Here is a 21,788-nt window from a genome sequence, read left to right on the forward strand (position 1 = left end):
GTTTTCCGATCGGCGCTGAAGGCTCACAATGGACACTTTCCTCCCGTCGGAATTTCCCATCATGAGCTACCCCGGCCAGGCGCGCTACCAGAGCGAACTCGAATCCATCCGCGAGCAGGGCCTGTTCAAGGCCGAGCGCATCATCACCTCGCCGCAGTCGGCGGAAATCACCCTGGCCGACGGCCGCAAAGTATTGAATTTCTGTGCCAATAATTACCTGGGACTGGCCGATCATCCCGATGTAATCCAGGCCGCGAAAGACGCGCTGGATACGCACGGCTTCGGCATGGCGTCGGTGCGTTTCATCTGCGGCACGCAGGACCTGCACAAGCAGCTGGAAGCGAAGATTGCCGAATTCTTCGGTACCGAGGACACCATCCTCTATGCAGCCTGCTTCGATGCCAACGGCGGCCTGTTCGAGCCGCTGTTCGGCGAAGAAGACGCGATCATCTCCGATGCGCTCAACCACGCCTCGATCATCGACGGCATCCGCCTGTGCAAGGCCAAGCGCTTTCGCTACGGCAACTGCGACATGGCCGATCTGGAAGCACAGCTGCAGGCCGCCGACGCCGCCGGCGCGCGCACCAAGCTGATCACCAGCGACGGCGCGTTTTCCATGGACGGCTTTATCGCGCCGCTGGATCAGATCACCGCGCTGGCTAAAAAATACAACGCGCTGGTCCACATCGACGAATGCCACTGCACGGGGTTTCTCGGCGAACATGGTCGCGGTGCGGCCGAAGTACATGGCGTGATGGACAAGATCGACATCTTCACCGGCACGCTGGGCAAGGCGCTCGGTGGCGCGCTGGGCGGTTTCACCACCGGTCGCAAGGAGGTGATCGAGATGCTGCGCCAGCGTTCGCGCCCCTATCTTTTCTCCAACTCGCTACCGCCGCACGTCGTCGCAGCGGGCATCAAGGTTTTCGATATGCTGGCCGCCGCTGGCGACCTGCGCAAAAAAGTCCAGGACAACACGCGGTACTTCCGCGAACAGATGACGGCGGCAGGCTTCGATATTCGCCCCGGCGTGCATCCCATCGTACCGGTGATGATCTACGACGCACCCAAGGCACAAGCCATGGCGACGGCACTGCTCGAGCAAGGTATTTACGTCACCGGTTTCTTCTTCCCGGTGGTGCCGCAGGGCAAGGCGCGGATACGTACGCAGATGAGTGCCGCTCACACGCGCGAGCATCTGGACAAGGCCATTGCTGCATTTACCCAAGTGGGTAAACAGCTCGGCGTAATTGGCGCATAAACTTTTCGGACAGCTCGCTCTCGCTATCGACGGGTAGCCAGAGCACGCACCTCGTCGGCAGTGAGCTGGCGCCACTGACCTTTGACCAACTCGCCGAGAGCGAGCGGCCCGATGCTGACGCGAATCAAGCGCAGTACGTCAAACCCCAATGCCGCAAGCAGGCGGCGAATATGCCGGTTGCGGCCTTCGTCCAGCACCACTTCGAGCCAAGCGTTTTTTTCGCCCGATCGGAGCAGAACTGCGCGCTTTGCTTTGAGCAGATCGCCCGATTCGGTGACGCCTTCCAACATTTTCTCGAGCGTCACATGATCCGGTTGCCCGGCAACCTGGACGTGATAGGTCTTGTCCAAGTGAGTTGCCGGATCGGTAATGCCAGAGGCCCACGCGGTGTCGTTACTGAGCAGGAGCAAGCCTTCGCTGGCTTTGTCGAGCCTGCCCACCGGACCGAGCCACGGCAAACCTGCAGCAGCAAGGGCGGTATAGACCGTGTCGCGCCCTCGCTCGTCGGCAGCGCTGACGACCAATCCACGCGGCTTGTTGAACATTACATACACATGGGTCGTGGCCTCGACGTTATTACCGTCGACCGCAATCGCCGACTTGCCCATCACGGTCGGAAACTGCGGATCGCGTTGCACGCGACCATCAACGCTGACCCGACCTTCGCGAATCCACTGTTCGGCCTGAGTGCGCGAGCATATGCCCATCTTGGACAGCACCCGCGCGAGGCCGAATCGCGGCAATGTTGCGGTGACCGCGGTACGCGTTGAACGAGAAATGAGACGATTCATCTTTCTAGCCTATCGGCGCCTACCGCTTTGCTACAAGCACTGCTGAAGGGTGCCCATGAACATGCTGCGCGCTAAAGTCGCTTTAAGCGACCGCCCATAAAAAAACCCGGCCGAAGCCGGGTTTTTTTATTCACTTGCTGCGGTCTATTACTGCTTGACCTGCAGTTCGGTACGACGGTTCTGGGCGCGACCGGCATCCGTGGCGTTGTCGCCAATCGGATCGTTCTTGCCGTGACCGATCGGGCCGTCGAGGCGGCTTGCATCGATACCGTGGCTGGTCAGGTAGTCATACACGATCTGTGCACGACGCTCGGACAGGCTCTGGTTGTAAGCATCGGTACCCTTGCTGTCGGTGTAGCCAGCAACGGTCACGTGCACCTGCGGGTAACGCTGCAGCGTGTCGACAGCCTGGTTCAGCACAGCCAGCGAGTCCGCGGTCGGAATAGCAAGAGCCTTGCCGATTTCGCTCGCCTTCACATGGCCCTTCTTCGGGAAGTCGAACTTGAAGTTCACGCCGCGCAGGTCGATGACGACCTTCTGTGGGCAACCGTCAGGTCCAACGATCGTGCCGGCCGGGGTGTTCGGGCACTTGTCGTCGCAATCGTTCACGCCGTCGTGGTCGCTGTCCATGGTGGAGCAGTCAGGCGCCGGCGGCGGCGGAGCAACGGCCGGAGCCGGAGCGGCCGGCGGAGCGCCGAAGCGCGAGACGATGCTCAGGCCCAGAAACGCATCGCCGTAACCGTTGCGGTTGCTGTTGTTGCCGGTCGAAGCAAAAGCCGGGTTCTCGCTGGTCTTGTCGTCCCAGTCATAACGGTAGCCGGCTTCCAAACGGACGTCGGTGCTATCGGTAACGGTCTTGGACACGCCGACGCCGAGCTCGGCAGCCGGGGACCAGCCGCTGTCATACGGGTTGTTGTGGTGGCTGCCCAGCACGCCGGCCAGCAGGTACGGGCGGAACGCATTCCAGTCGCCAACGTAGTAACGAGCGGCTACGCCGACGTTGTTATTGGCCCACGAGCTGTCGCCCTGGCCGCCACCGTTGGCCGGACCGCGATCGATCTTGCGCTTGGTGCGGTCAACGAACAGGTCGATCGACAGGTTCGGGGTGAAGAACTTACCAAAGCCCAGGCCGTAGTAGAACTGGCGGCTGTTGGTGTTGCGCTTGTCGTCGTTGTAGTAGCCGCCAACGGTCGGAGCAATGTACCAACGGTCGTCGAAGCTCGAAACCGGAGCAGTCGAAGCCGAAGTGTCACCGGCCGGAGCAGCTGCGTCTTGCGCATGAACGGCACCTACGCCGCCCAGGGCCAGCGCGATCAGAAAATATAAGCCCTTACGATTCATCAGGTGTCTCCTCATTTTTAGGTTTTTTTTCGCGTCCGTTCAAATCAAACCGGAAATCGCGTATCACAACTAAGGTTACGTCATTCAGGGTTTTAAGCCCGTGCCTGGCGTTCATGCAACAAGCGGTGGAGAGTGTAGCAAATTCGTTAAGTGGTTGGGGAGTTAACACATTGGCAACTTATCTACCCCGGTGAGACTTCATTCAGGAAACTCTCGTGCCTATCAAAGGCATAGACCCTGAGATAATCCATCTCCAGCCACCACACCATGGCTCAAACCAATTCGCCTCAATTCGTTTAAGCACGAGAATTGAACGTCAGCCCCGTTCTCATGTGCTTAATATTCCAGTCACCTCGTCTTTACAATGTGAAGAGCGCGAGCAAGGCCTGTAAAGAGTGGCTTGCCCGCCGGTTCAGGCGCTTATTTGCCAGACAGGCCGAGATACTGCGCATCCAGCACACCGACACCGGTGTTTCTAGCGACTGCTCCTGGTAGGTACATCCAGTAACGACTTATGAAGGCCCGCACCCGGCATGCAAGTACGTCAAAACGGTAATACCTAGGCTGCGCTTGACCTGCCCGCCCCAGCCGCTGACAATCAAAACTCAAAGCCCAAAAGGGAGTAGTTCCCGACGCAAGCCTTCTTTGCGTCGGTGCCGTGATCGTCAACACGGGCGAATCTCGCCCCGGTCACGGCGGCAGCCACGTTGCGAACAAGACTTTTGCGGTGGAAGCGAGTCGAGCGCACTCGTTCCCATCGCATTGTCCAACGCGCGTGGAAATTTGCATGGAACTTTTAGGCAACGACTTTCTTGCCGGCATGCTGGCCATCGTTTTGCTGGATCTGGTGCTTGCCGGTGACAATGCGATTGTCATCGCCATGGCCGCTCGTGCCTTGCCCAAGCCCTTACGGAAACGAGCCGTGTTCTGGGGCAGTTTCGGCGCCATCGCCGTACGAGCGCTGCTGACTACCGTGGTGGTTTATCTGCTCGAGCTACCCGGTTTAATGCTGGCCGGCGGTTTGTTGTTGCTGCCTATCGCCTGGAAGCTGCTGCAACAGCACGCCGACTCACAGCAGGAAGTCGGCGCGGCGACCAGCTTCTGGGCCGCTCTGCGCACTATCCTGGTTGCCGATGCATTGATGGGAATGGACAACGTACTCGCGATCGCCGGAGCTTCCAGAGGGCATCTGCCGTTGGTGGCATTGGGCTTGCTGATCAGCGTGCCGCTAGTGGTATGGGGATCGACCCTGATTCTCAAACTTATCGAACGCTTTCCGGTCATCGTTTATATAGGCGCCGGTGCCATCGCGTGGACCGCGGGACACATGCTCGCCAGTGACGGACTGATTTCCGACTGGTTCGATGCCCGTGCTGGGGCAGCTTACGCCCTGCAAACCGCGCTGGTCATTGCCATCTGCGGCGGCAGCTGGTTGTTGCAGCGTTACGGGCGCCGTACGGCATCCCACTAAGAAAACATCGATAAAAAAGCCGCAGCCCCAAGGCTACGGCTTTTCGTGACGAATCGTCTCGTCGGCAAGATCAGCTATGCCTCGTCAGAAGCGAAATTTCACAAAGGCCGAGGGGCCATGCAGCTTGAGATCAAGATTCGCGTTATAGCTGTCCTGCTCATCGTTGAGCTTGATGCGGGTGTACGCGTACTCGGCACCGACGCCGACATTTTTCCACGGATACCATTCGAGCCCGAGTGCGGCGTTATAGATGTGGCCATTAAGGTCACCACCGTTCTTCTTGACGCCCGACGCATCGAAATACATGCGTACACTATCGCTGAACGCGTGGCGCCAGCCGATTTGCAGCAGAGGCGCACCAGCCGTTTTGCTGTAACCGGTTGAGGCCTCGGCGCTCTCCCCGTTCAACGTGGCGATACCGCTTATGCCCGCATGCACGCGATAGTACGCCGCACCAATGCCCAGCCCGAACACGTCGTTGCCGCTGCCAAACCACCAGCGATAAGCCGCGCTGCCGAAATCGAAATCGAGTTTGCCGCGAACGGAAGCCGAAGCGTCGTACTGATCGCCGCCATAGTTGATGGCATCGCTGAGTGTCTTGGTTTCCGTGCGATTGATGCTGAAATAATCGAACGAAAAGCCCTGATGATCACCGATCAGGAAATCGAGCTTCACCCGCGGCACCGTCTTGTGGTCCTCCAGACCAAGGTCACGCTCCAGATTGACATTGCCACTGAGCTGGCCGCTTTTATCGGCGGCGCCGATGTTGGTATCGGTGTTGGCGTAATAACCGCCGAGCGAAAGATCGAAGCGATCGAGCGCAGGCGATACGTCAGCAAAAGACGCCGAACTCGCCAGAAGAAGGGGAATAGCCAGCAGATGGCTGCAGCGAACACGAGATGAAGCGGCAGTTAATAAACTCATTTTTACGTTCCGTACTTTCCGGTATGGGAAACTAAAAATTAACTAAAACCCGGTGAAAATTTCGTCGAAAACGACCTTTTTCTTAGTGCATTTTCATCAATCCAAATCAGCACGCCGCCACCTCGCCTGCGCGAAAAATAACTGGGAAGTCGTCGGAATTTCAGCGAATTAAGCCGATCGGGTCTACGTGTGCGCGTCTGGGGATGTACAAAGAAAAAGGGAGCCAGTCGGGCTCCCTTTTTCATCGAATCGAAGCTGCTCAGCGTTTGTCGATCGGCACGTAAGATTGGTCCTCCGGCCCGACGTAGTTCGCGCTGGGACGGATGATCTTGCCATCCTCGCGCTGTTCGATCACATGCGCGCTCCAGCCGGAGGTGCGGGCGATAACGAACAGCGGCGTAAACATCGCTGTCGGCACGCCCATCATGTGATAAGCGCTGGCCGAGAACCAGTCGAGATTGGGAAACATCTTCTTGATCTCGCCCATCACTTTTTCGATGCGCTCGGATACATCGAAGAGCGTCGGATTGCCGCCGTCCGTGCACAGCTTGCGCGAGACTTCCTTGATGATCTCGTTACGCGGATCGGAAACCGTATACACCGGATGGCCGAAGCCGATGACGATTTCCTTGCGCTCGACGCGTGCGCGGATATCGGCCTCCGCTTCGTTGGCATTGCGATAGAGCGCAATGATTTCCATCGCCACCTCGTTGGCGCCACCGTGCTTCGGACCACGCAATGCACCGATAGCGCCGGTGATGGCGGAGTACATGTCCGAACCCGTACCCGCGATCACGCGTGCGGCGAAGGTCGAGGCGTTGAACTCGTGCTCGGCGTAGAGAACCAGCGACTTATCCAGAGCATGCGCATGCAGGTCGCTGGGCTTCTTGCCGTGCAGCAGGTGCAGGAAGTGGGCGGCGATCGAATCGTCGTCGGTCTGCGTCTCGATGCGCTTGCCGTTGTGGCTGAAGTGGTACCAGTACAGCAGCATCGAGCCGAAGCTTGCCATCAGCCGATCGGCGATCTCGCGGGCGCCGGTGACATTGTGGTCGTCTTTTTCCGGCAGCACCGTGCCCAGCACCGAACAGCCCGTGCGCATCACGTCCATCGGATGCGTGGCCGCCGGCAGCAGCTCAAGCGCACTCTTCACCGGCGCAGGCAGTCCGCGCAAACGCTTAAGACGAGCGCGGTAGTGGTTGAGCTCGGTCCAGTTCGGCAGCACTCCGTGGACCAGCAAGTAAGCCACCTCCTCGAAGCAACCCTTGGCCGCCAGGTCGTGGATGTCGTAACCGCGATAATGCAGATCGTTACCGCTGCGGCCGACGGTGCACAGCGCCGTGTTGCCGGCCGGCACGCCGGAAAGCGCAACGGACTTCTTGGCCTTTGGCGCAGCTTGCGTGGTTTCGCTCATGGATAAACCCTCGATCGATGAAGTGGCGCCGGAACGCCGGCACCGCTGGAAACAAACTTTTGGTCAGTTGCTACTCGGCAGATTTACCGTCGGCAAAGAGTTCGTCGAGCTTGCGCTCGTAAGCGTGATAATCGAGATAGTCGTACAGCTCTTCGCGCGTCTGCATGGTCGGCACGGCCGCTTTCTGCGTGCCGTCACGGCGTACTGTCTCGTAGAAATTGAGCGCGGCCTTGTTCATCGCGCGGTACGCGCCGCAGCAGTAAAGAATGATGTCGACGTTCGCGCTGGACAATTCGTCGCGGGTAAACAGCGGGGTCTGACCGAACTCGGTGATATTGGCGAGGATCGGCACGTTCACCGCCGCCTTGAACTGGCGGTATTGTTCAAGCGTGTAGATGGCTTCGGGAAAAATCATGTCGGCGCCTGCGTCCACGCAGGCCTTCGCTCGCTCGATCGCCGATTCCAGGCCTTCGACGGCAATGGAGTCGGTACGCGCCATGATGACGAACTGCTCGTCGCTGCGGGCATCGACGGCCGCTTTGACGCGATCGACCATTTCCTGTTTCGAGACGATTGCCTTGCCGGGCCGATGACCGCAGCGCTTGGCCGCGACCTGATCCTCGATATGCAGAGCGCCCGCTCCGGCCTTGATCAGCGAACGCACCGTGCGCGCGATATTGAACGCCCCGCCCCAGCCGGTATCCACGTCGACCAGCAGTGGCAGCTCGCACACGTCGGTGATGCGCCGGATGTCGGTGAGCACGTCTTCCATCGTGCTGATACCCAGATCGGGCATGCCCAGCGAATTGGCCGCCACGCCGCCACCGGACAGATAAAGCGCCTTGAAGCCGCTGCGCTGGGCCATGCGGGCCGCGTAGGCAGTGATCGCGCCGACCACCTGCAGCGGCTGTTCTTCCGCGACTGCCGCTCGAAAACGAGCGCCGGGAGATGCGATTTTCGTCATGGCTGCTTTATCCAAAACGCCATTTTAGCGCACCGCGAAAATACCCGCTTCCGCAGCGCGTCAGTGCGCAATGGCGATGCTTGCGACGGCTTGGGCGTCTTGCAAAATAAAGAGGGCCGGCTTACGGCCGACCCTCTTCGCGAAACGCTGCGTACTGCGTCGTCAATTATTTCTTGGCGAACAGATGCTCGACGCCAGCGCGCTCTTCCCGCAGCTCCTTTTCGGTCGCATCGATGCGCGACTGCGAGAACGCGTTGATCTTCAGGCCCTGCACGATGTCGTACTTGCCACCCTTCACGGTGACCGGGTAGCCGAAGATCACACCCGGCGCGATGCCGTACGAACCGTCCGACGGAATGCCCATCGATACCCAGTCGCCCTCGGCGGTGCCGTGTGCCCAGGTACGCATGTGGTCAATCGCAGCGGAGGCCGCCGACGCCGCGGACGACGCACCACGAGCCTTGATGATGGCCGCGCCGCGCTGCTGCACGGTCGGAATGAAATCGCTCTCGTACCAGGACTGCTCGATCTGCTCCAGCGCCGGCTTGCCCTTGACGGTGGTCTCGTGCAGATCCGGATACTGGGTAGAGCTGTGGTTGCCCCAGATGGTGACCTTCTTGATGTCGGTCGTGTGCGCACCGGTCTTTTCGGCCAGCTGGCTCAGCGCACGGTTGTGGTCCAAGCGCACCATCGCGGTGAAGCACTTCGGATCGAGATCCGGCGCGTTCTGCTGGGCGATCAGCGCGTTGGTGTTGGCCGGGTTGCCGACCACCAGCACGCGCACGTCGCGCTTGGCGTGATCGTTCAGCGCCTTGCCCTGCGGGCTAAAAATGGCGCCGTTGGCTTCCAGCAGATCCTTGCGCTCCATGCCTGGTCCGCGCGGACGCGCACCGACCAGCAGCGCGTAATCGACGTCCTTGAAAGCGACATTGACGTCATCGGTGGCGACCACGCCGGCCAGCGTCGGGAACGCGCAGTCGTTGAGCTCCATCACCACGCCCTGCAGGGTCGGCAGCGCCGGCGTGATTTCCAGCAGGTGCAGGATCACCGGCTGATCCGGACCCAGCATGTCGCCAGCGGCAATACGGAACAACAGCGCGTAGCCGATCTGACCAGCGGCGCCGGTAACGGCAACTCGAACGGGTGCTTTCATGGGGTTGGCTCCTTGAGTGAGCGATGAGTGATGCGGGAAAAAGGATGGGATCAAGGCCGACTAAAGCTTTGCAAATCGAAGCGCTCAAACGAGCTCGGCAAAAAACTGCTGGATACGCCGCAGGCCCGGCTCCAGCTGTGCGGTGGGACAGGTATAGGAGATACGCAAGGCGCGCGGCTCGCCAAATGCCGACCCCGGCACGCAGGCAACGCCGGTAGCCTCGAGCAACGCCGCGCAGAACTCCACATCGTTGCCGATCTTTACGCCGTTGTGGCTCTTGCCGAACGCCACCGAAATATCCGGGAACGCGTAGAACGCGCCCTGCGGCCGCGGACAGATCACGCCGGGAATGCCCCGCAAGGCCTCGACCACGATGTCGCGCTCGCCCGCAAATTCCGCGCAACGGGCCTGCGGCACGTCCTGCGGACCGCTGAAGGCGGCAATCGCGGCCGCACTGATCACTTCCGGCAAGCTGGTGATGTGGTTCGAATTGAGCGTCGTCATCGCCTTGGCCACCGACTCCGGCCCGGCAATCAGGCCGACGCGCCAACCCGGCATGCCATAGGTCTTGGATACCGAATCGACAAAAATCAGCCGTTCGCGCAACTCGGGCCGGGCGTGCACGAAGTTGTGATAGCCGATGCCATCGAACACCATCGAGTTGTAGATATCGTCGGTGACGATCCACGTCTCCGGATAGCTCACCAGCACATCGGCCAGCGCCGCGATTTCGTCGCGCGTGTAGACCATGCCGGTGGGGTTGGATGGGTTATTGAACAGGAACACTTTCGGCTTGCGCTGCAGTGCGGCTTCCAGCTGCGCCGGCGCCAGCTTGTAATTCTGCACGGACGGACAAGGCAGCACATTGACTTTCGCCCCCACGATATCGGCGATATCGTGATAAGTCGTCCAGTACGGCGCCGGGAAACAGATTTCGTCGCCTTCGTTGAGCAAGGCTTCGGCCAGGTTGTAAAGCACGTGCTTCGCACCGATGCCGATCGAAACATTGAGACGACCGTAACCGGTCAGACCCAGCGCCTCGATATGGGCGAGGAACGCATCCAGCAACGCTTCCGGCCCACGGTTGCTGCCATATTGACCGGAGTCGTGCGAAAGCGCCTCGCGTGCCGCCGCGTATACGTGCTCGCCCGGCAGGAAGTTCGGCACGCCGATCGAGAAGCTGATGATGTCTCGACCGGCCGCCTTGAGCTGCTTCGCCTTCTCGGCAATCACCATGATGGCGCTGGGTTTGGCACGACCGACACGCTGGGCAAGCTGGGGCATGGGCTCTCTACGCGCTTAAGCAAAGGCCGCGATTTTATCACGATGCTGCGCAGCCGCACGGATCGACAAAAGGTCAACTTATGCCCTCGTCATTATTAGGAAGGGGTGACCGTAGTGCCGAGGCGCGGGAAGGCAACGAATACGTTTGCGCTATGTACAAACGAAACGTAAGGCCTGAGTCGAACTGAACAGCTTGCCGACCAGTGCTTCGAGCATGCCGGGAGGAACCGCCGCCCTGCCCCGTATATGGCGTCAGATGATCGACCGCGTGCGACCAGACCATTCACGACGCACGCAGGAATGACATCGCTTATACCGCTCATGCCCCGCCGATCATCCGCCGCTGCGGTAGCGACCGATACGATGGTGGTCTATCAAAAAAGCCGCCGGCTGCAAGCCGACGGCCTTTCATATCATTCAGAGCGCGATGGACTCAGGCGCGCTTGTCGAGGACCGCGTTCCATTCCTTGACGCGATCGGCATTGGCCGCCAGCAAGGCATCCACATCGCCTTCCACCGTGACTTTCTCCACGATGTCGCCCTGCTGGATGGCATCGACCACCTTCTGGTCTTCTGCACCGAGCACTTCGCCAAACACGCTGTGCTTGCCGTCCAGCCACGGCGTGGCGCCGTGAGTGATAAAGAACTGGCTGCCGTTGGTGCGCGGACCGGCATTGGCCATCGACAACACGCCCGGCTTGTCGTGACGCAGCGACGGATTGAACTCGTCTTCGAACTTATAGCCCGGACCGCCGCGGCCGCTGCCTTCCGGGCAACCACCCTGCACCATGAAGTCGGCGATCACGCGATGAAACGAGAGGCCGTCGTAATAGCCGCGCTTGGCCAGGTTGACGAAGTTGGCCACCGTCAGCGGCGCCTTGTCGTCATGCAGACGTAGATGAATCGGGCCGCGGTTGGTGCTGAAAGTCACGTTGATGGTCATCGAAAATCCTCGGGTTTCTTGACGACATCGCCGTGTCCGGCACGGCAATGGGCCGGGAAGAATAGCGCAGTCGTGTGAAGGGGCCCATAAAGACCCGGCAAAAACGCCGAGCCATGGCGGTCGCCAGCCGCTTGCGACAGCAATGGCCGGCCACCGAAATACGACTGGATGCCCTACAAAGGCTGTCAAATGAACGAATAAGCGAAATCGCAGGCAAGCTGACACATAAGTCCGTATAATCGACGAGTTAATCCCTCTGTTTAAACCATCAGGCGGCCCCTCCGGCGCCGGCCGAGTCTTTTATGTCTATCGAAAACCTGCGCAATATCGCCATCGTCGCCCACGTCGACCACGGCAAGACCACCCTCGTCGACCAGCTTCTGAAGCAGTCCGGCACGCTCAACGAGCGCACGGTTCTGGCCGAGCGCGTCATGGATTCGAACGACCAGGAAAAGGAGCGTGGCATCACGATCCTGGCCAAGAACACGGCCATCACCTGGGAAGACAAGAAGAAAGGCATCAAGAACCGCATCAACATCGTCGACACGCCGGGACATGCTGACTTCGGTGGCGAAGTCGAGCGCGTGCTGTCGATGGTCGATACCGTGCTGATCCTGGTCGACGCGATGGACGGCCCGATGCCGCAGACGCGTTTCGTGACGCAGAAGGCCTTCGCCATGGGCTTCAAGCCCATCGTGGTGATCAACAAGGTCGACCGTCCGGGCTCGCGTCCGGAATGGGTGGTCGAGCAGGTCTGGGACCTCTTTGAAAAGCTCGGCGCCAGCGACGAGCAGATGGAGTTCCCGATCGTGTATGCCTCGGCGCTCAACGGTTATGCGTCGCTGGACGAGAACGCGCGCGAAGGCGACATGACCCCGCTGTACGAAGCGATCATGCAGCACGCGCCGAAGCCGGATGTCGACCCGGACGGCCCGTTCCAGATGCGCATCAGCCAGCTCGACTACAACAATTTCGTCGGCGTGATCGGCATCGGCCGCGTGCAGCGCGGTGCGCTGAAGAAGGGCATGCAGGTTGCCGTGATCGATCGCGAAGGCAAGAAGCGCCAGGGCAAGATTGCGCAGGTGCTCGGCTTCCTCGGCCTCGAGCGCATCGAGCAGGACGGCGCCGAAGCCGGCGATATCGTCGCCATCTCGGGCATTCCCGACCTGACCATTTCCGACACGCTGACCTCGCCGGATACGCCCGAAGCGCTGCCGCCGCTGAGCGTGGACGAGCCGATGATCAGCATGACTTTTCAGGTCAACAACTCGCCGTTCGTCGGCAACAAGGATCTTTCCGGCGGCAAGTTCCTCACCAGCCGCCAGCTGCGTGAGCGCCTGGACCGCGAAAAAGTGCACAACGTGGCACTGAAGGTGGAAGACGGCTCCGACGCCGACAAGTTCCTGGTGTCCGGCCGCGGCGAACTGCATCTTTCGGTGCTGATCGAAAACATGCGCCGCGAAGGCTATGAGCTGGCCGTGTCGCGTCCGGAAGTCATCCTGAAGGAGATCGACGGCCAGAAAATGGAGCCGATCGAGCAGCTGGTGGTGGATATCGAAGAGATCCACCAGGGCGGCGTGATGGAGCGCCTCGGCGTGCGCAAGGGCGAGCTGAAGAACATGGTGTCGGACGGCCGCGGTCGCGTGCGTCTGGAATACATGATCCCGGCGCGTGGCCTGATCGGCTTCCAGAACCAGTTCAAGACCCTCACCCAGGGTTCGGGCCTGCTGTTCCACGTGTTCGACCATTACGGTCCGTACACGCCGGCCCCGATCGCCAAACGCCAGAACGGCGTGATGATCTCCAACGGCGCCGGCAACACCCCCGCCTATTCGCTCGGACCGCTGCAGGAGCGCGGCAAGCTGTTCGCCGCCGAGGGCGATTCGGTGTACGAAGGCCAGCTGATCGGTATTCACGCCAAGGACAACGACCTCACCGTCAACGCCATCAAGCCCAAGCCGCTGACCAATATGCGCGCCTCCGGCAAGGACGACGCGATTCAGCTGACCCCGGCCACCAAGTTCACGCTGGAGCAGGCGCTGGATTTCATCGACGACGACGAGCTGGTTGAAGTCACGCCCAAGGAAATCCGCATGCGCAAGAAGCACCTCACCGAGAACGACCGCAAGCGCTCGTCACGCGGTTGAGCTTTTTGCATCTGCGATAGAAAAAGCCGCCTTTTGGCGGCTTTTTCTATCGCAGTCTTGGTCCGCCAACCCACCATTTAAACGAGATGATAGAACAAATCAAAAAGCACGGCTGAAGCCAACCAGCATGCCACTGCCGTGACTGCCATCGACCAGCGGACTATTGCTGATCTTGTTCGGCAAAACGCTGTACCTGGCATTGATCATCAGCGTCCACTTCGCTCCGATGGGCCGAATAAAATTGACCCCCACTTCCGGAATCAGCGCGCTCCCCGGCTCGTATCCGGGCACGCCGCGGCGCATTTCATCCGGATGGATGCCGTAGTAATAGTCAGCAACCTTGGATGATAGAAAAGTAGCGCCCGCCGTTGGCGTAATGCGAAAGCCGCCCCACTGCAGCGGGTAACCATATTCCAGGGAATACTCCGCCCCTTCGCTACTACCCGATATATCCGTCTTGGCCACCGCCTTCAGCTGTCCGAGACTGCCGGTCCATGAAGCTGAAACGCCGGCATCGATGCTTCGATCACGATCCTCCAGATCGTTACGATTGATGCCACGACGGGCAAGAGCAGCCCGATCAAAATCGGACGCGCTGATATTGTTGAAGCCTGTTGTAATAATGGCATCGACGGCAAAGCCATCCGACTTCAGCACATGGACACCGCCCGTGATTCCCCGAAAGAAAAAGCGGTCGCCCTCATAATCGATGAGTGGAAACGGCGTCACCTGCGAGCCTTTCCCAAGATAGGCATTGTTCGCTACCGCCACTCCCACGCCGAGCCTCCAGCACGATGCTGTCGCAACGTCGGCCTGATCGTCAGTCGCCGCCGTTGATTGGGCCCATACGCTTGCTGGCATAAGCATGAGAAGAAGGCAGGAATAGGTTTTTTTCATCGAGCGGCTTTCCTTGAGTGATCGCAATAAGTGGTGTTTCTTAATTACGGAATGTTTCGCGATATCAGCGATCGCGATAACCGTTTCGAATCGTCACCAACATGTCCAACAACTGCGCGGTCGAGCCCTCTTCGACCAATTGCCGCGCCGTCTTACCGCCCAGCTCGCAGATAGCCTCACTGCTAAACCAGTGCATGACCTTGTCCCCATCTGGCTCGATGCCTCGGGCAACGGAAAGCACGACGGCTTGCTCCCACTCGATCCGGGTATGTGACGTCGTACTGCCGTTCTGTATGACGACGACAGGGGCTGCGTTATCCCCGAAAAAAATAGGCCTGCGTCGATGAAGCACATTGCGAACTGTCGAAGGCATTCAGAGTGCCACGGCGTCTAGGGAGTTAGCGCATACTGACAATCAGAGATGTCCCGCGTTTGTCCCAAAAAACATCCTCACGCAACAATGTTTCACCACTGAAATATGTGCTTATCCGCTGCCGTTGCCGTATAACACCGTGCATCAGATCCCGGGGAAGCAAGGTGACCACCGTGCCCAATATCCTAGTCGTCGATGACGACGAAGAGCTTCTCTTACTCATCAAGCGATTTCTTGAACGATACGATTACAACGTCGAAGTCGCAGGCTCGGGCGCGCAGATGGATGCAGCGATGGCTCGCAGGAATTTTGATGCCCTCATACTCGACGTGATGCTGCCTGGCGAAGACGGCCTCAGCTTGTGCAAACGAGTGCGAGGCGCGTCAAGCAGTCTGCCGATCATCATGCTGACCGCCGTGACGGAAACCACCGATCGTATCGTCGGACTGGAACTAGGCGCAGACGATTACTTGGCCAAACCCTTTGACGCGCGCGAGCTGTTGGCGCGCATCCGAGCGCTGCTTCGCCGCGCCACGCAGCATCAGACTGCGGCCAATCATCTCCCTAGCCTGCTGTTCGGAAATTGGCGTCTCGACTTATCCAAGCGCGAGTTACGCTCCAAGAATATGACTCTGGTACCGCTGTCCAGCGGTGAGTTTGAACTGCTGCTAGCGTTTCTCGAACACCCGCAACGCCTGCTCACGCGTGAGCAACTTATCGACTATGCACGAGGCCCAGCCCACGAGGCTTTCGATCGCAGCATCGACGTGCAGATCAGCCGCATTCGACGAAAAATTGAAGCCGATAAACGCAATCCGGAAATGATACGTACGGTTCGCAACGCTGGTTACATCTTCACTATGCCAGTCGAAAATGCTCCATGAAACGCCATCACGTTTTTGACAGTATCGGGTGGTGGTTTGCGCTCAATGTGGCTGCAGCCATACTCGTTACACTGCTTATGATCATGGCCTTTGTGGAGCTCGCCGGGGTCTGGGGGCAACCGCCCGTGGAGAACGCTGAGCTGATTGAACAAGCTGCCGGCATTGCTCTCACCTTCGACAACGTTCCCGCCGCTGAACGCGCGCAACTTGCCCGGAAACTCACCTCATACGCCTTTGATGTCCAGTGGTATCCCCAACGCGACCAAGTTCCTATATCGGCCGAGCACAACGGGAGAGAACACGATTCCCGATGGGGCAAACTCACCCATATGCTGGGCAGGACCAATGCCGGCGTGCTCGCCTCCAGTCCCGATGACCTGACTGCAGAGGCGGCGACCACGCTGCACAAATACGCACTAGCGATCGAGCTGTCCGACCATAGCTGGATCATGTTTGACACGGCCCAACGTAGCTGGGGAATCGACCGTAGTTCAAGAATGGTGCTAACGGTCTTGTTTGTCCTGCTTTCAAGCGGGATCATCGCCAGCGCCGCCAGCCGACGGCTGGCGCGGCCGGTTCAGCGGTTTGCCGCTGCCGCTGAAACCTTCGGCGCCGGATCGCGTGCTGAGCCGCTGCAACTGGTCGGTCCACTAGAAATTCGTGAGGCCGCGGCAGCTTTCAACGCCATGCAGGATCGAATCCAGCAGCTGATGGATAGCCGTACGGAAATGCTTACTGCAATCTCGCACGATCTACGTGCGCCGCTCACACGCATGCGCTTACGCGGCGAGTTCATCGAAGACAGCGATCAACAGCGAAAGCTGTTTCGCGACGTCGACGAAATGCAGGCCATGGTCGGAGCCAGTTTGGCGTTTTTTCGACTGGATGGTCAGCAAGAGCCGATGACCCGTTTCGAGCTTGCCGAGCTGATCCATACCGTCGTGGACGATTTCCGAGACATGGGCCACTCGGTTGAATCCGCCGATCTGATGCCGCTGGTTTATCTAGGCCGCCCGCTGGCACTCAAGCGTGTACTGACCAATCTTGTCGACAATGCAGTGAAGTACGGCAGCAGAGCACGGATTGCGCTCAGCGCACAAGATCGCCAAGTCACCATCGTCATCGATGATGATGGACCAGGCGTTCCTCCCAGTCTCATACCCAAGCTTTTCCTGCCTTTTTTTCGCATCGAGGCCTCGCGCAACCGCGCAACCGGCGGCTTTGGTCTGGGACTGCCTTCGGCCCGCTCAATTATCCGAAACCACGGGGGCGAGCTCACACTGGAGAATCGCCAACCGCATGGCTTGCGTGCCATCGTTATTTTGCCAATTACCTCAGGCGATAGCTGACAGCAGAACCCGGTATTCGCCAATCTCGGGCACGAGTATCGAGGCTCGTGCTCTAAGCCAAGCCTGACGGCGGGTCAGCACTGGGCTTGTACGCGGACGATAGTAATTAAGACAAAAAATTCGATACCCGGACATCCGGTGGGCGGCGCCATATCATGAAGAGCGATAAAGCCGCTTCGACAGTGTTTTATTTTTCGTGACCTGCCCGACCTTGGGATCAGCGTTTGTCCGACCGGGATTTCTCAGGAGCGATCCGCAAACCCGGTCGTTTGCGGGCCAATTGGCGCAACAGATCGGCGAAGGCCTGCAGATCGGCGTGCCACGGCGACGCCTCGCGCCAGTGCAGCGCAATGTCGCGACCCGACGCTTCGCCAGTGAGTTTGGCCAGCACAATATTCGGCATCGACGCGAGGCGCTCATGCGCCAAGGCGGGCACCAGCGCATAGCCTCCGCGAAGGCTAACCAGCGCGGCAAGGCTTTCCAGGCTGACGTCCTGCACGTGGCCGCGCTGGGCGGGTTCGTGGCCGATACCGGCGCCGCTCAAACCATCGGCGTGCCCTTCGGCCATCAGCGTGGCTTCGGCCGGATCGAGCTGGTCGAGCGACAGGCTGCGCTTGTTTGCCAAGCGATGATCCGCGCGCAGCATGAGCTCCCACGGTTCGAAAAACAGCGGCCGCGTGGCGATGCCGCTGACCGGCGGCCCGGGTGGTGCCAGCACCGCGTCGAGCTCGCCCTCAAGCAAGCGGCGCAGCAGACCACGCGGCTTGCCCTCGGAAATACCCAAGCGTGCGCCCGGAAAATGCTGCGGAAACGGTTCAATCAGATGCGGCAAAAGGTACGGGCCAAGCGACGCCGGCAGGCCGAGCCGGAGTTCGCCGCCGAAGGCTACCGCACCGGCCCGCGCGACCTGCTGCAGATGCTCGGCCGCGGCCAGTACGGCGTCGATCTGCAGCAGCAGCTGTTGGCCGCCCGCCGTGGGAACTACGCGTCGCCCGCCGCGTTCGAACAGGGGCGCTCCGAGCGCCTGTTCCACTTTTTGCACCTGATGCGACAGCCCCGACGGGCTGATATGCATTGCTCGCGCAGCACTGTTGAAACTGCCGTGTTGGTGCACGGCCTTGACCAGCGCAAGGTCACGCAGCGACACGGCCGAGAGAGTCATCGAAATCATCGAACGCTGCATGTCATCAAAGGCGTTTGTGCACGGGAATCGTGGAGTTCATGCTGGGCGGTGAAGTTCATCCACAAGCGTTGGCAGAGTCTACTCGTCGCACCGGTTTTCTGGCACGTCGAACGGTTTCAGCCGCGAATACGTTCGCGACGATCCGACGTTTGCGCGATAATTGCGTTTTTACCGAGCCGGCGAGCGCGCTTCGCCACGCTTGAAGTCATCCCAGCCGCAGGATCAGCCAGGAATCTACCCATGAAAGACACCTTTTCCGTACGCGACACTCTCGACGTCAATGGCCAGAAGCATGTCTTCGCCAGCCTGACCAAGCTGGGAGAGCGTTTCGACCTGAAGCGACTGCCGTACTCGATGAAGATCCTGCTGGAAAACCTGCTGCGTCACGAAGACGGCCTCAACGTCACCTCGAAAGAGATCGAGGCGATCGCGAAGTGGGATGCCAAGGCCGAGCCCGACATCGAAATCGCCTTCATGCCCGCCCGCGTCGTGCTGCAGGATTTCACCGGCGTGCCGTGCGTGGTCGATCTGGCCGCCATGCGCGATGCGGTGGTCAAGCTGGGCGGCGACGCCAACCAGATCAACCCACTGGCGCCGGCCGAGCTGGTGATCGATCACTCCGTGCAGGTGGATGCCTACGGTTCGTCGTCCGCGCTGGAGAAGAACGTCGAAATCGAGTTCGAGCGCAATCAGGAGCGTTACTCGTTCCTGCGCTGGGGCCAGAAAGCGTTCAACAACTTCAAGGTCGTGCCGCCGCGCACCGGTATCGTGCATCAGGTGAACCTGGAGCACCTCGCCCGCGTGGTGTTTACCGCGGACAAGGACGGCGAGAGCTGGGCCTATCCGGATACCGTGTTCGGCACCGACTCGCACACCACCATGATCAACGGCATCGGTGTGCTCGGCTGGGGCGTGGGCGGCATTGAGGCGGAAGCCGCCATGCTCGGTCAGCCTTCGTCCATGCTGATTCCGCAGGTCGTCGGCTTCAAGCTGACCGGCAAGCTGCCCGAAGGCGTCACCGCCACCGATCTGGTGCTCACAGTGACGCAGATGCTGCGCAAGCTCGGCGTGGTCGGCAAGTTCGTCGAGTTTTTCGGCGACGGCCTCAAGAATCTGCCGCTGGCCGACCGCGCCACCATCGCCAACATGGCGCCGGAATACGGTGCGACCTGCGGTATCTTTCCGATCGATCAAGAAGCGCTGAATTATCTACACCTCTCCGGCCGTGGCGAAGCGCAGATCAAGCTGGTCGAGGCGTACGCCAAGGCGCAGGGCCTGTGGCACGACGAGAACACGCCGCATGCCGAGTTCACCACAACGATGGAGCTCAACCTCGCCGACGTGCGCCCCTCGCTGGCCGGTCCGAAGCGCCCGCAGGACCGCGTGCTGCTGGAAGACGTCAAGCAGAGCTATCTCGACGCCGTCGGCGGCCTGACCGCCAACCGCAAGCAGTCCACCGAAGAAACAGCCGATTTCGCCAATGAAGGCGGCGCGACGGCCGTTGGCAATATCGCCAACACCGTCAGCCACGGCGGCGTGCGCGTGGAGAAAGACGGCGAGTCCTTCAGCCTGTACGACGGTTCGGTGGTGATTGCCGCCATCACCTCGTGCACCAACACCTCCAACCCGGCGGTGATGCTGGGCGCCGGCCTGCTGGCGAAGAAAGCCGCCGCGCGGGGCCTCAAGGCCAAGCCGTGGGTGAAGACCTCGATTGGACCGGGCTCGCTGGTGGTCACCGATTACCTGAAGAAGACCGGCCTGCTCGAGGAGCTGGAGAAGATCGGTTTCTACATCGTCGGCTACGGCTGCACCACCTGCATCGGCAACTCCGGCCCACTCCCGGAAGAAATCAGCAAGGGCATCAGCAAGGGCGACCTCGCCGTGGCGTCCGTGCTGTCGGGTAACCGCAACTTCGAAGGCCGCGTGCATCCGGAAGTGAAGATGAACTACCTGGCCTCGCCGCCGCTGGTGGTGGCCTACGCGCTGGCCGGCTCGCTGCATGTGGATCTGACCAAGGACCCGATCGGCGAAGGCAGCGACGGCAAGCCGGTGTACCTGAAGGACATCTGGCCGTCCAATCAGGAAATCTCCGACGCCATCGCCAGCTCGATCAACCCGGCCATGTTCGAGAAGAACTACGCCGACGTGTTCAAGGGCGACAGCCGCTGGAACCAGATCGAATCGCCCGATGGCGCTACTTACGCCTGGGACGATTCCACCTATATCAAGAACCCGCCTTACTTCGACGGCATGAAGATGGAAGTGGGGACCATCGATGACATTCACGGCGCGCGCGTGCTGGGCCTGTTCGGCGACTCGATCACCACCGATCACATTTCGCCGGCCGGCTCGATCAAGAAAGATAGTCCCGCAGGCCGTTTTCTGATCGAGAAAGGCGTCGAGCCACATGACTTCAACTCCTACGGTTCCCGTCGCGGCAACGATGACGTGATGGTGCGCGGCACCTTCGCCAATATCCGCATCAAGAACCTGATGCTCGACGGCGTCGAAGGCGGCTACACCCAGTACGTACCGAGCGGCGAACAGCTGGCGATCTACGACGCGGCGATGAAGTACAAGGCCGACAAGACCCCGCTGATCGTGCTGGCCGGTAAGGAATACGGCACCGGCTCCTCGCGCGACTGGGCCGCCAAGGGCACCCTGCTGCTGGGCGTCAAGGCCGTGATCACCGAAAGCTTCGAGCGCATCCACCGCTCCAATCTGGTCGGCATGGGCGTGCTGCCGTGCACCTTCAAGAACGGCGAGAACGCGCAGTCGCTCGGCCTGACCGGCAAGGAAACCTTCGACATCACCGGTCTGGACGACGGCAAGTCGAAGGAAGCCAAGGTGGTAGCAACGCGCGAGGACGGCAGCAAGAAGGAGTTCACCGTGCAAGTCATGCTGCTGACGCCGAAGGAGCGCGAGTTCTTCCGCCACGGCGGCATCCTGCAGTACGTGCTGCGTCAGCTGGCGGGTAAGAAGGCCGCCTGAGTCGGCCGTGGTTGAGTTGACCACCAGCCATGAAAACAGCCCCGGCATGCCGGGGCTGCTTCTTTGCCATGGTCGTTGCCATAGCGTAGACAAGCTACGGCATCGGCTGCTTCCAGTTCGCCGGGCAGCATCGCCACTGGCCGCCGTCGTTGCGCCACGCCGACTCGATTCGATAGACGCCCAGCGGGACGGCAATCGCCTGATGAACCTGCTGCTCATCCGGCACATGTCGACAGCCCGCGAACGCGAGCATCGAGATGGCGAAAAACCGGTCAAAAGCGTACGTTCGAGGCCGTCGGATCATCTGAAAATCTCGCTGCAGCGCGGCTTGCCGCTCTGCGGGGGCTATGCTCCAATGCGGCAGCGTATGGAAGTCTGCAACCCATTACCGTCGATCCATCGGCAGAGCTAGCGTCGCTAT

The 21,788-nt window shown here is 60.1% G+C and carries 18 protein-coding genes; 7 read left to right on the plus strand and 11 right to left on the minus strand.

Annotation, left to right across the window (positions count from 1 at the left end; genetic code table 11):
* Positions 1–61: 61 nt before the first annotated feature.
* On the plus strand, positions 62–1,261 hold the full coding sequence (kbl, locus tag HDE78_RS16510) for a glycine C-acetyltransferase (RefSeq protein ID WP_179481498.1): 1,200 nt from the start codon (positions 62–64) through the stop codon (positions 1,259–1,261).
* A 23-nt stretch (positions 1,262–1,284) separates the two neighbouring features.
* Here kbl and HDE78_RS16515 read toward each other — a convergent pair whose 3' ends face one another.
* Positions 1,285–2,052, minus strand: a complete 768-nt coding sequence (locus tag HDE78_RS16515) for a pseudouridine synthase (RefSeq protein WP_179481500.1) — start codon at positions 2,050–2,052, stop codon at positions 1,285–1,287.
* A 147-nt stretch (positions 2,053–2,199) separates the two neighbouring features.
* Positions 2,200–3,393 (minus strand): OmpA family protein, encoded by a 1,194-nt coding sequence (locus HDE78_RS16520; RefSeq protein ID WP_179481502.1) that lies wholly within the window; start codon positions 3,391–3,393, stop codon positions 2,200–2,202.
* 787 nt (positions 3,394–4,180) lie between these two features.
* Here HDE78_RS16520 and HDE78_RS16525 point away from each other — a divergent pair.
* Positions 4,181–4,864 carry a TerC family protein gene (locus HDE78_RS16525; RefSeq protein ID WP_179481504.1) on the plus strand — a complete coding sequence of 228 codons (684 nt, stop codon included), beginning with the start codon at positions 4,181–4,183 and terminating at the stop codon, positions 4,862–4,864.
* Between the two features lie 84 nt (positions 4,865–4,948).
* Here HDE78_RS16525 and HDE78_RS16530 read toward each other — a convergent pair whose 3' ends face one another.
* The 6 genes from HDE78_RS16530 to HDE78_RS16555 form a co-directional block, all read right to left on the minus strand.
* The gene (locus HDE78_RS16530; RefSeq protein WP_179481506.1) at positions 4,949–5,788 is read right to left on the minus strand and encodes a hypothetical protein; all 840 of its coding nucleotides are present in this window, start codon (positions 5,786–5,788) and stop codon (positions 4,949–4,951) included.
* 259 nt (positions 5,789–6,047) lie between these two features.
* Complete coding sequence (prpC, locus tag HDE78_RS16535) at positions 6,048–7,199, minus strand: 2-methylcitrate synthase (protein WP_179481508.1); 1,152 nt, start codon at positions 7,197–7,199, stop codon at positions 6,048–6,050.
* A 70-nt stretch (positions 7,200–7,269) separates the two neighbouring features.
* Positions 7,270–8,163, minus strand: a complete 894-nt coding sequence (gene prpB / locus HDE78_RS16540; RefSeq protein ID WP_179481510.1) for a methylisocitrate lyase — start codon at positions 8,161–8,163, stop codon at positions 7,270–7,272.
* A 166-nt stretch (positions 8,164–8,329) separates the two neighbouring features.
* Positions 8,330–9,316, minus strand: a complete 987-nt coding sequence (locus HDE78_RS16545; RefSeq protein WP_179481512.1) for a malate dehydrogenase — start codon at positions 9,314–9,316, stop codon at positions 8,330–8,332.
* 84 nt (positions 9,317–9,400) lie between these two features.
* Positions 9,401–10,600, minus strand: a complete 1,200-nt coding sequence (locus tag HDE78_RS16550; RefSeq protein ID WP_179481514.1) for a pyridoxal phosphate-dependent aminotransferase — start codon at positions 10,598–10,600, stop codon at positions 9,401–9,403.
* A gap of 433 nt (positions 10,601–11,033) precedes the next feature.
* Entirely contained in the window at positions 11,034–11,543 is a 510-nt protein-coding gene (locus tag HDE78_RS16555) for a peptidylprolyl isomerase (protein WP_179481516.1), read from the minus strand.
* 302 nt (positions 11,544–11,845) lie between these two features.
* Here HDE78_RS16555 and typA point away from each other — a divergent pair, with 302 nt between their 5' ends.
* A complete protein-coding gene (gene typA / locus HDE78_RS16560; RefSeq protein ID WP_179481518.1) occupies positions 11,846–13,690 on the plus strand; it encodes a translational GTPase TypA in 1,845 nt (614 codons plus the stop codon).
* A 99-nt stretch (positions 13,691–13,789) separates the two neighbouring features.
* On the opposite strand, the gene HDE78_RS16565 is transcribed toward typA, so the two are convergent.
* Positions 13,790–14,587, minus strand: coding sequence for a MipA/OmpV family protein (locus tag HDE78_RS16565; protein ID WP_179481520.1), 798 nt, complete (start codon positions 14,585–14,587; stop codon positions 13,790–13,792).
* A gap of 64 nt (positions 14,588–14,651) precedes the next feature.
* The gene (locus tag HDE78_RS16570; protein WP_179481522.1) at positions 14,652–14,828 is read right to left on the minus strand and encodes a hypothetical protein; all 177 of its coding nucleotides are present in this window, start codon (positions 14,826–14,828) and stop codon (positions 14,652–14,654) included.
* 296 nt (positions 14,829–15,124) lie between these two features.
* Here HDE78_RS16570 and HDE78_RS16575 point away from each other — a divergent pair, with 296 nt between their 5' ends.
* Positions 15,125–15,844 carry a response regulator gene (locus tag HDE78_RS16575; RefSeq protein ID WP_345776080.1) on the plus strand — a complete coding sequence of 240 codons (720 nt, stop codon included), beginning with the start codon at positions 15,125–15,127 and terminating at the stop codon, positions 15,842–15,844.
* Positions 15,841–17,193 carry an ATP-binding protein gene (locus HDE78_RS16580; RefSeq protein ID WP_179481524.1) on the plus strand — a complete coding sequence of 451 codons (1,353 nt, stop codon included), beginning with the start codon at positions 15,841–15,843 and terminating at the stop codon, positions 17,191–17,193. Before HDE78_RS16575 ends, HDE78_RS16580 begins: the two co-directional genes overlap by 4 nt.
* 217 nt (positions 17,194–17,410) lie before the next feature.
* Here the strand turns inward: HDE78_RS16580 and HDE78_RS16585 are convergent, their stop codons facing one another.
* Positions 17,411–18,376, minus strand: coding sequence for a LysR family transcriptional regulator (locus HDE78_RS16585; RefSeq protein WP_179481526.1), 966 nt, complete (start codon positions 18,374–18,376; stop codon positions 17,411–17,413).
* A gap of 240 nt (positions 18,377–18,616) precedes the next feature.
* Here HDE78_RS16585 and acnA point away from each other — a divergent pair, with 240 nt between their 5' ends.
* Entirely contained in the window at positions 18,617–21,367 is a 2,751-nt protein-coding gene (acnA, locus tag HDE78_RS16590) for an aconitate hydratase AcnA (protein ID WP_179481528.1), read from the plus strand.
* A 7-nt stretch (positions 21,368–21,374) separates the two neighbouring features.
* A complete protein-coding gene (locus tag HDE78_RS16595) occupies positions 21,375–21,779 on the plus strand; it encodes a hypothetical protein (protein ID WP_179481530.1) in 405 nt (134 codons plus the stop codon).
* Positions 21,780–21,788 lie beyond the last annotated feature (9 nt).

The organism is Rhodanobacter sp. K2T2 (assembly GCF_013408815.1).
GTDB lineage: Bacteria > Pseudomonadota > Gammaproteobacteria > Xanthomonadales > Rhodanobacteraceae > Rhodanobacter.

Bases quoted from the DNA above. Each gene is read 5' to 3' on its own strand.
- kbl (WP_179481498.1), top strand. From the start codon at position 62: ATGAGCTACCCCGGCCAGGCGCGCTACCAGAGCGAACTCGAATCCATC.
- HDE78_RS16515 (WP_179481500.1), bottom strand. From the start codon at position 2,052: ATGAATCGTCTCATTTCTCGTTCAACGCGTACCGCGGTCACCGCAACA.
- HDE78_RS16520 (WP_179481502.1), bottom strand. From the start codon at position 3,393: ATGAATCGTAAGGGCTTATATTTTCTGATCGCGCTGGCCCTGGGCGGC.
- HDE78_RS16525 (WP_179481504.1), top strand. From the start codon at position 4,181: ATGGAACTTTTAGGCAACGACTTTCTTGCCGGCATGCTGGCCATCGTT.
- HDE78_RS16530 (WP_179481506.1), bottom strand. From the start codon at position 5,788: ATGAGTTTATTAACTGCCGCTTCATCTCGTGTTCGCTGCAGCCATCTG.
- prpC (WP_179481508.1), bottom strand. From the start codon at position 7,199: ATGAGCGAAACCACGCAAGCTGCGCCAAAGGCCAAGAAGTCCGTTGCG.
- prpB (WP_179481510.1), bottom strand. From the start codon at position 8,163: ATGACGAAAATCGCATCTCCCGGCGCTCGTTTTCGAGCGGCAGTCGCG.
- HDE78_RS16545 (WP_179481512.1), bottom strand. From the start codon at position 9,316: ATGAAAGCACCCGTTCGAGTTGCCGTTACCGGCGCCGCTGGTCAGATC.
- HDE78_RS16550 (WP_179481514.1), bottom strand. From the start codon at position 10,600: ATGCCCCAGCTTGCCCAGCGTGTCGGTCGTGCCAAACCCAGCGCCATC.
- HDE78_RS16555 (WP_179481516.1), bottom strand. From the start codon at position 11,543: ATGACCATCAACGTGACTTTCAGCACCAACCGCGGCCCGATTCATCTA.
- typA (WP_179481518.1), top strand. From the start codon at position 11,846: ATGTCTATCGAAAACCTGCGCAATATCGCCATCGTCGCCCACGTCGAC.
- HDE78_RS16565 (WP_179481520.1), bottom strand. From the start codon at position 14,587: ATGAAAAAAACCTATTCCTGCCTTCTTCTCATGCTTATGCCAGCAAGC.
- HDE78_RS16580 (WP_179481524.1), top strand. From the start codon at position 15,841: ATGAAACGCCATCACGTTTTTGACAGTATCGGGTGGTGGTTTGCGCTC.
- HDE78_RS16585 (WP_179481526.1), bottom strand. From the start codon at position 18,376: ATGCAGCGTTCGATGATTTCGATGACTCTCTCGGCCGTGTCGCTGCGT.
- acnA (WP_179481528.1), top strand. From the start codon at position 18,617: ATGAAAGACACCTTTTCCGTACGCGACACTCTCGACGTCAATGGCCAG.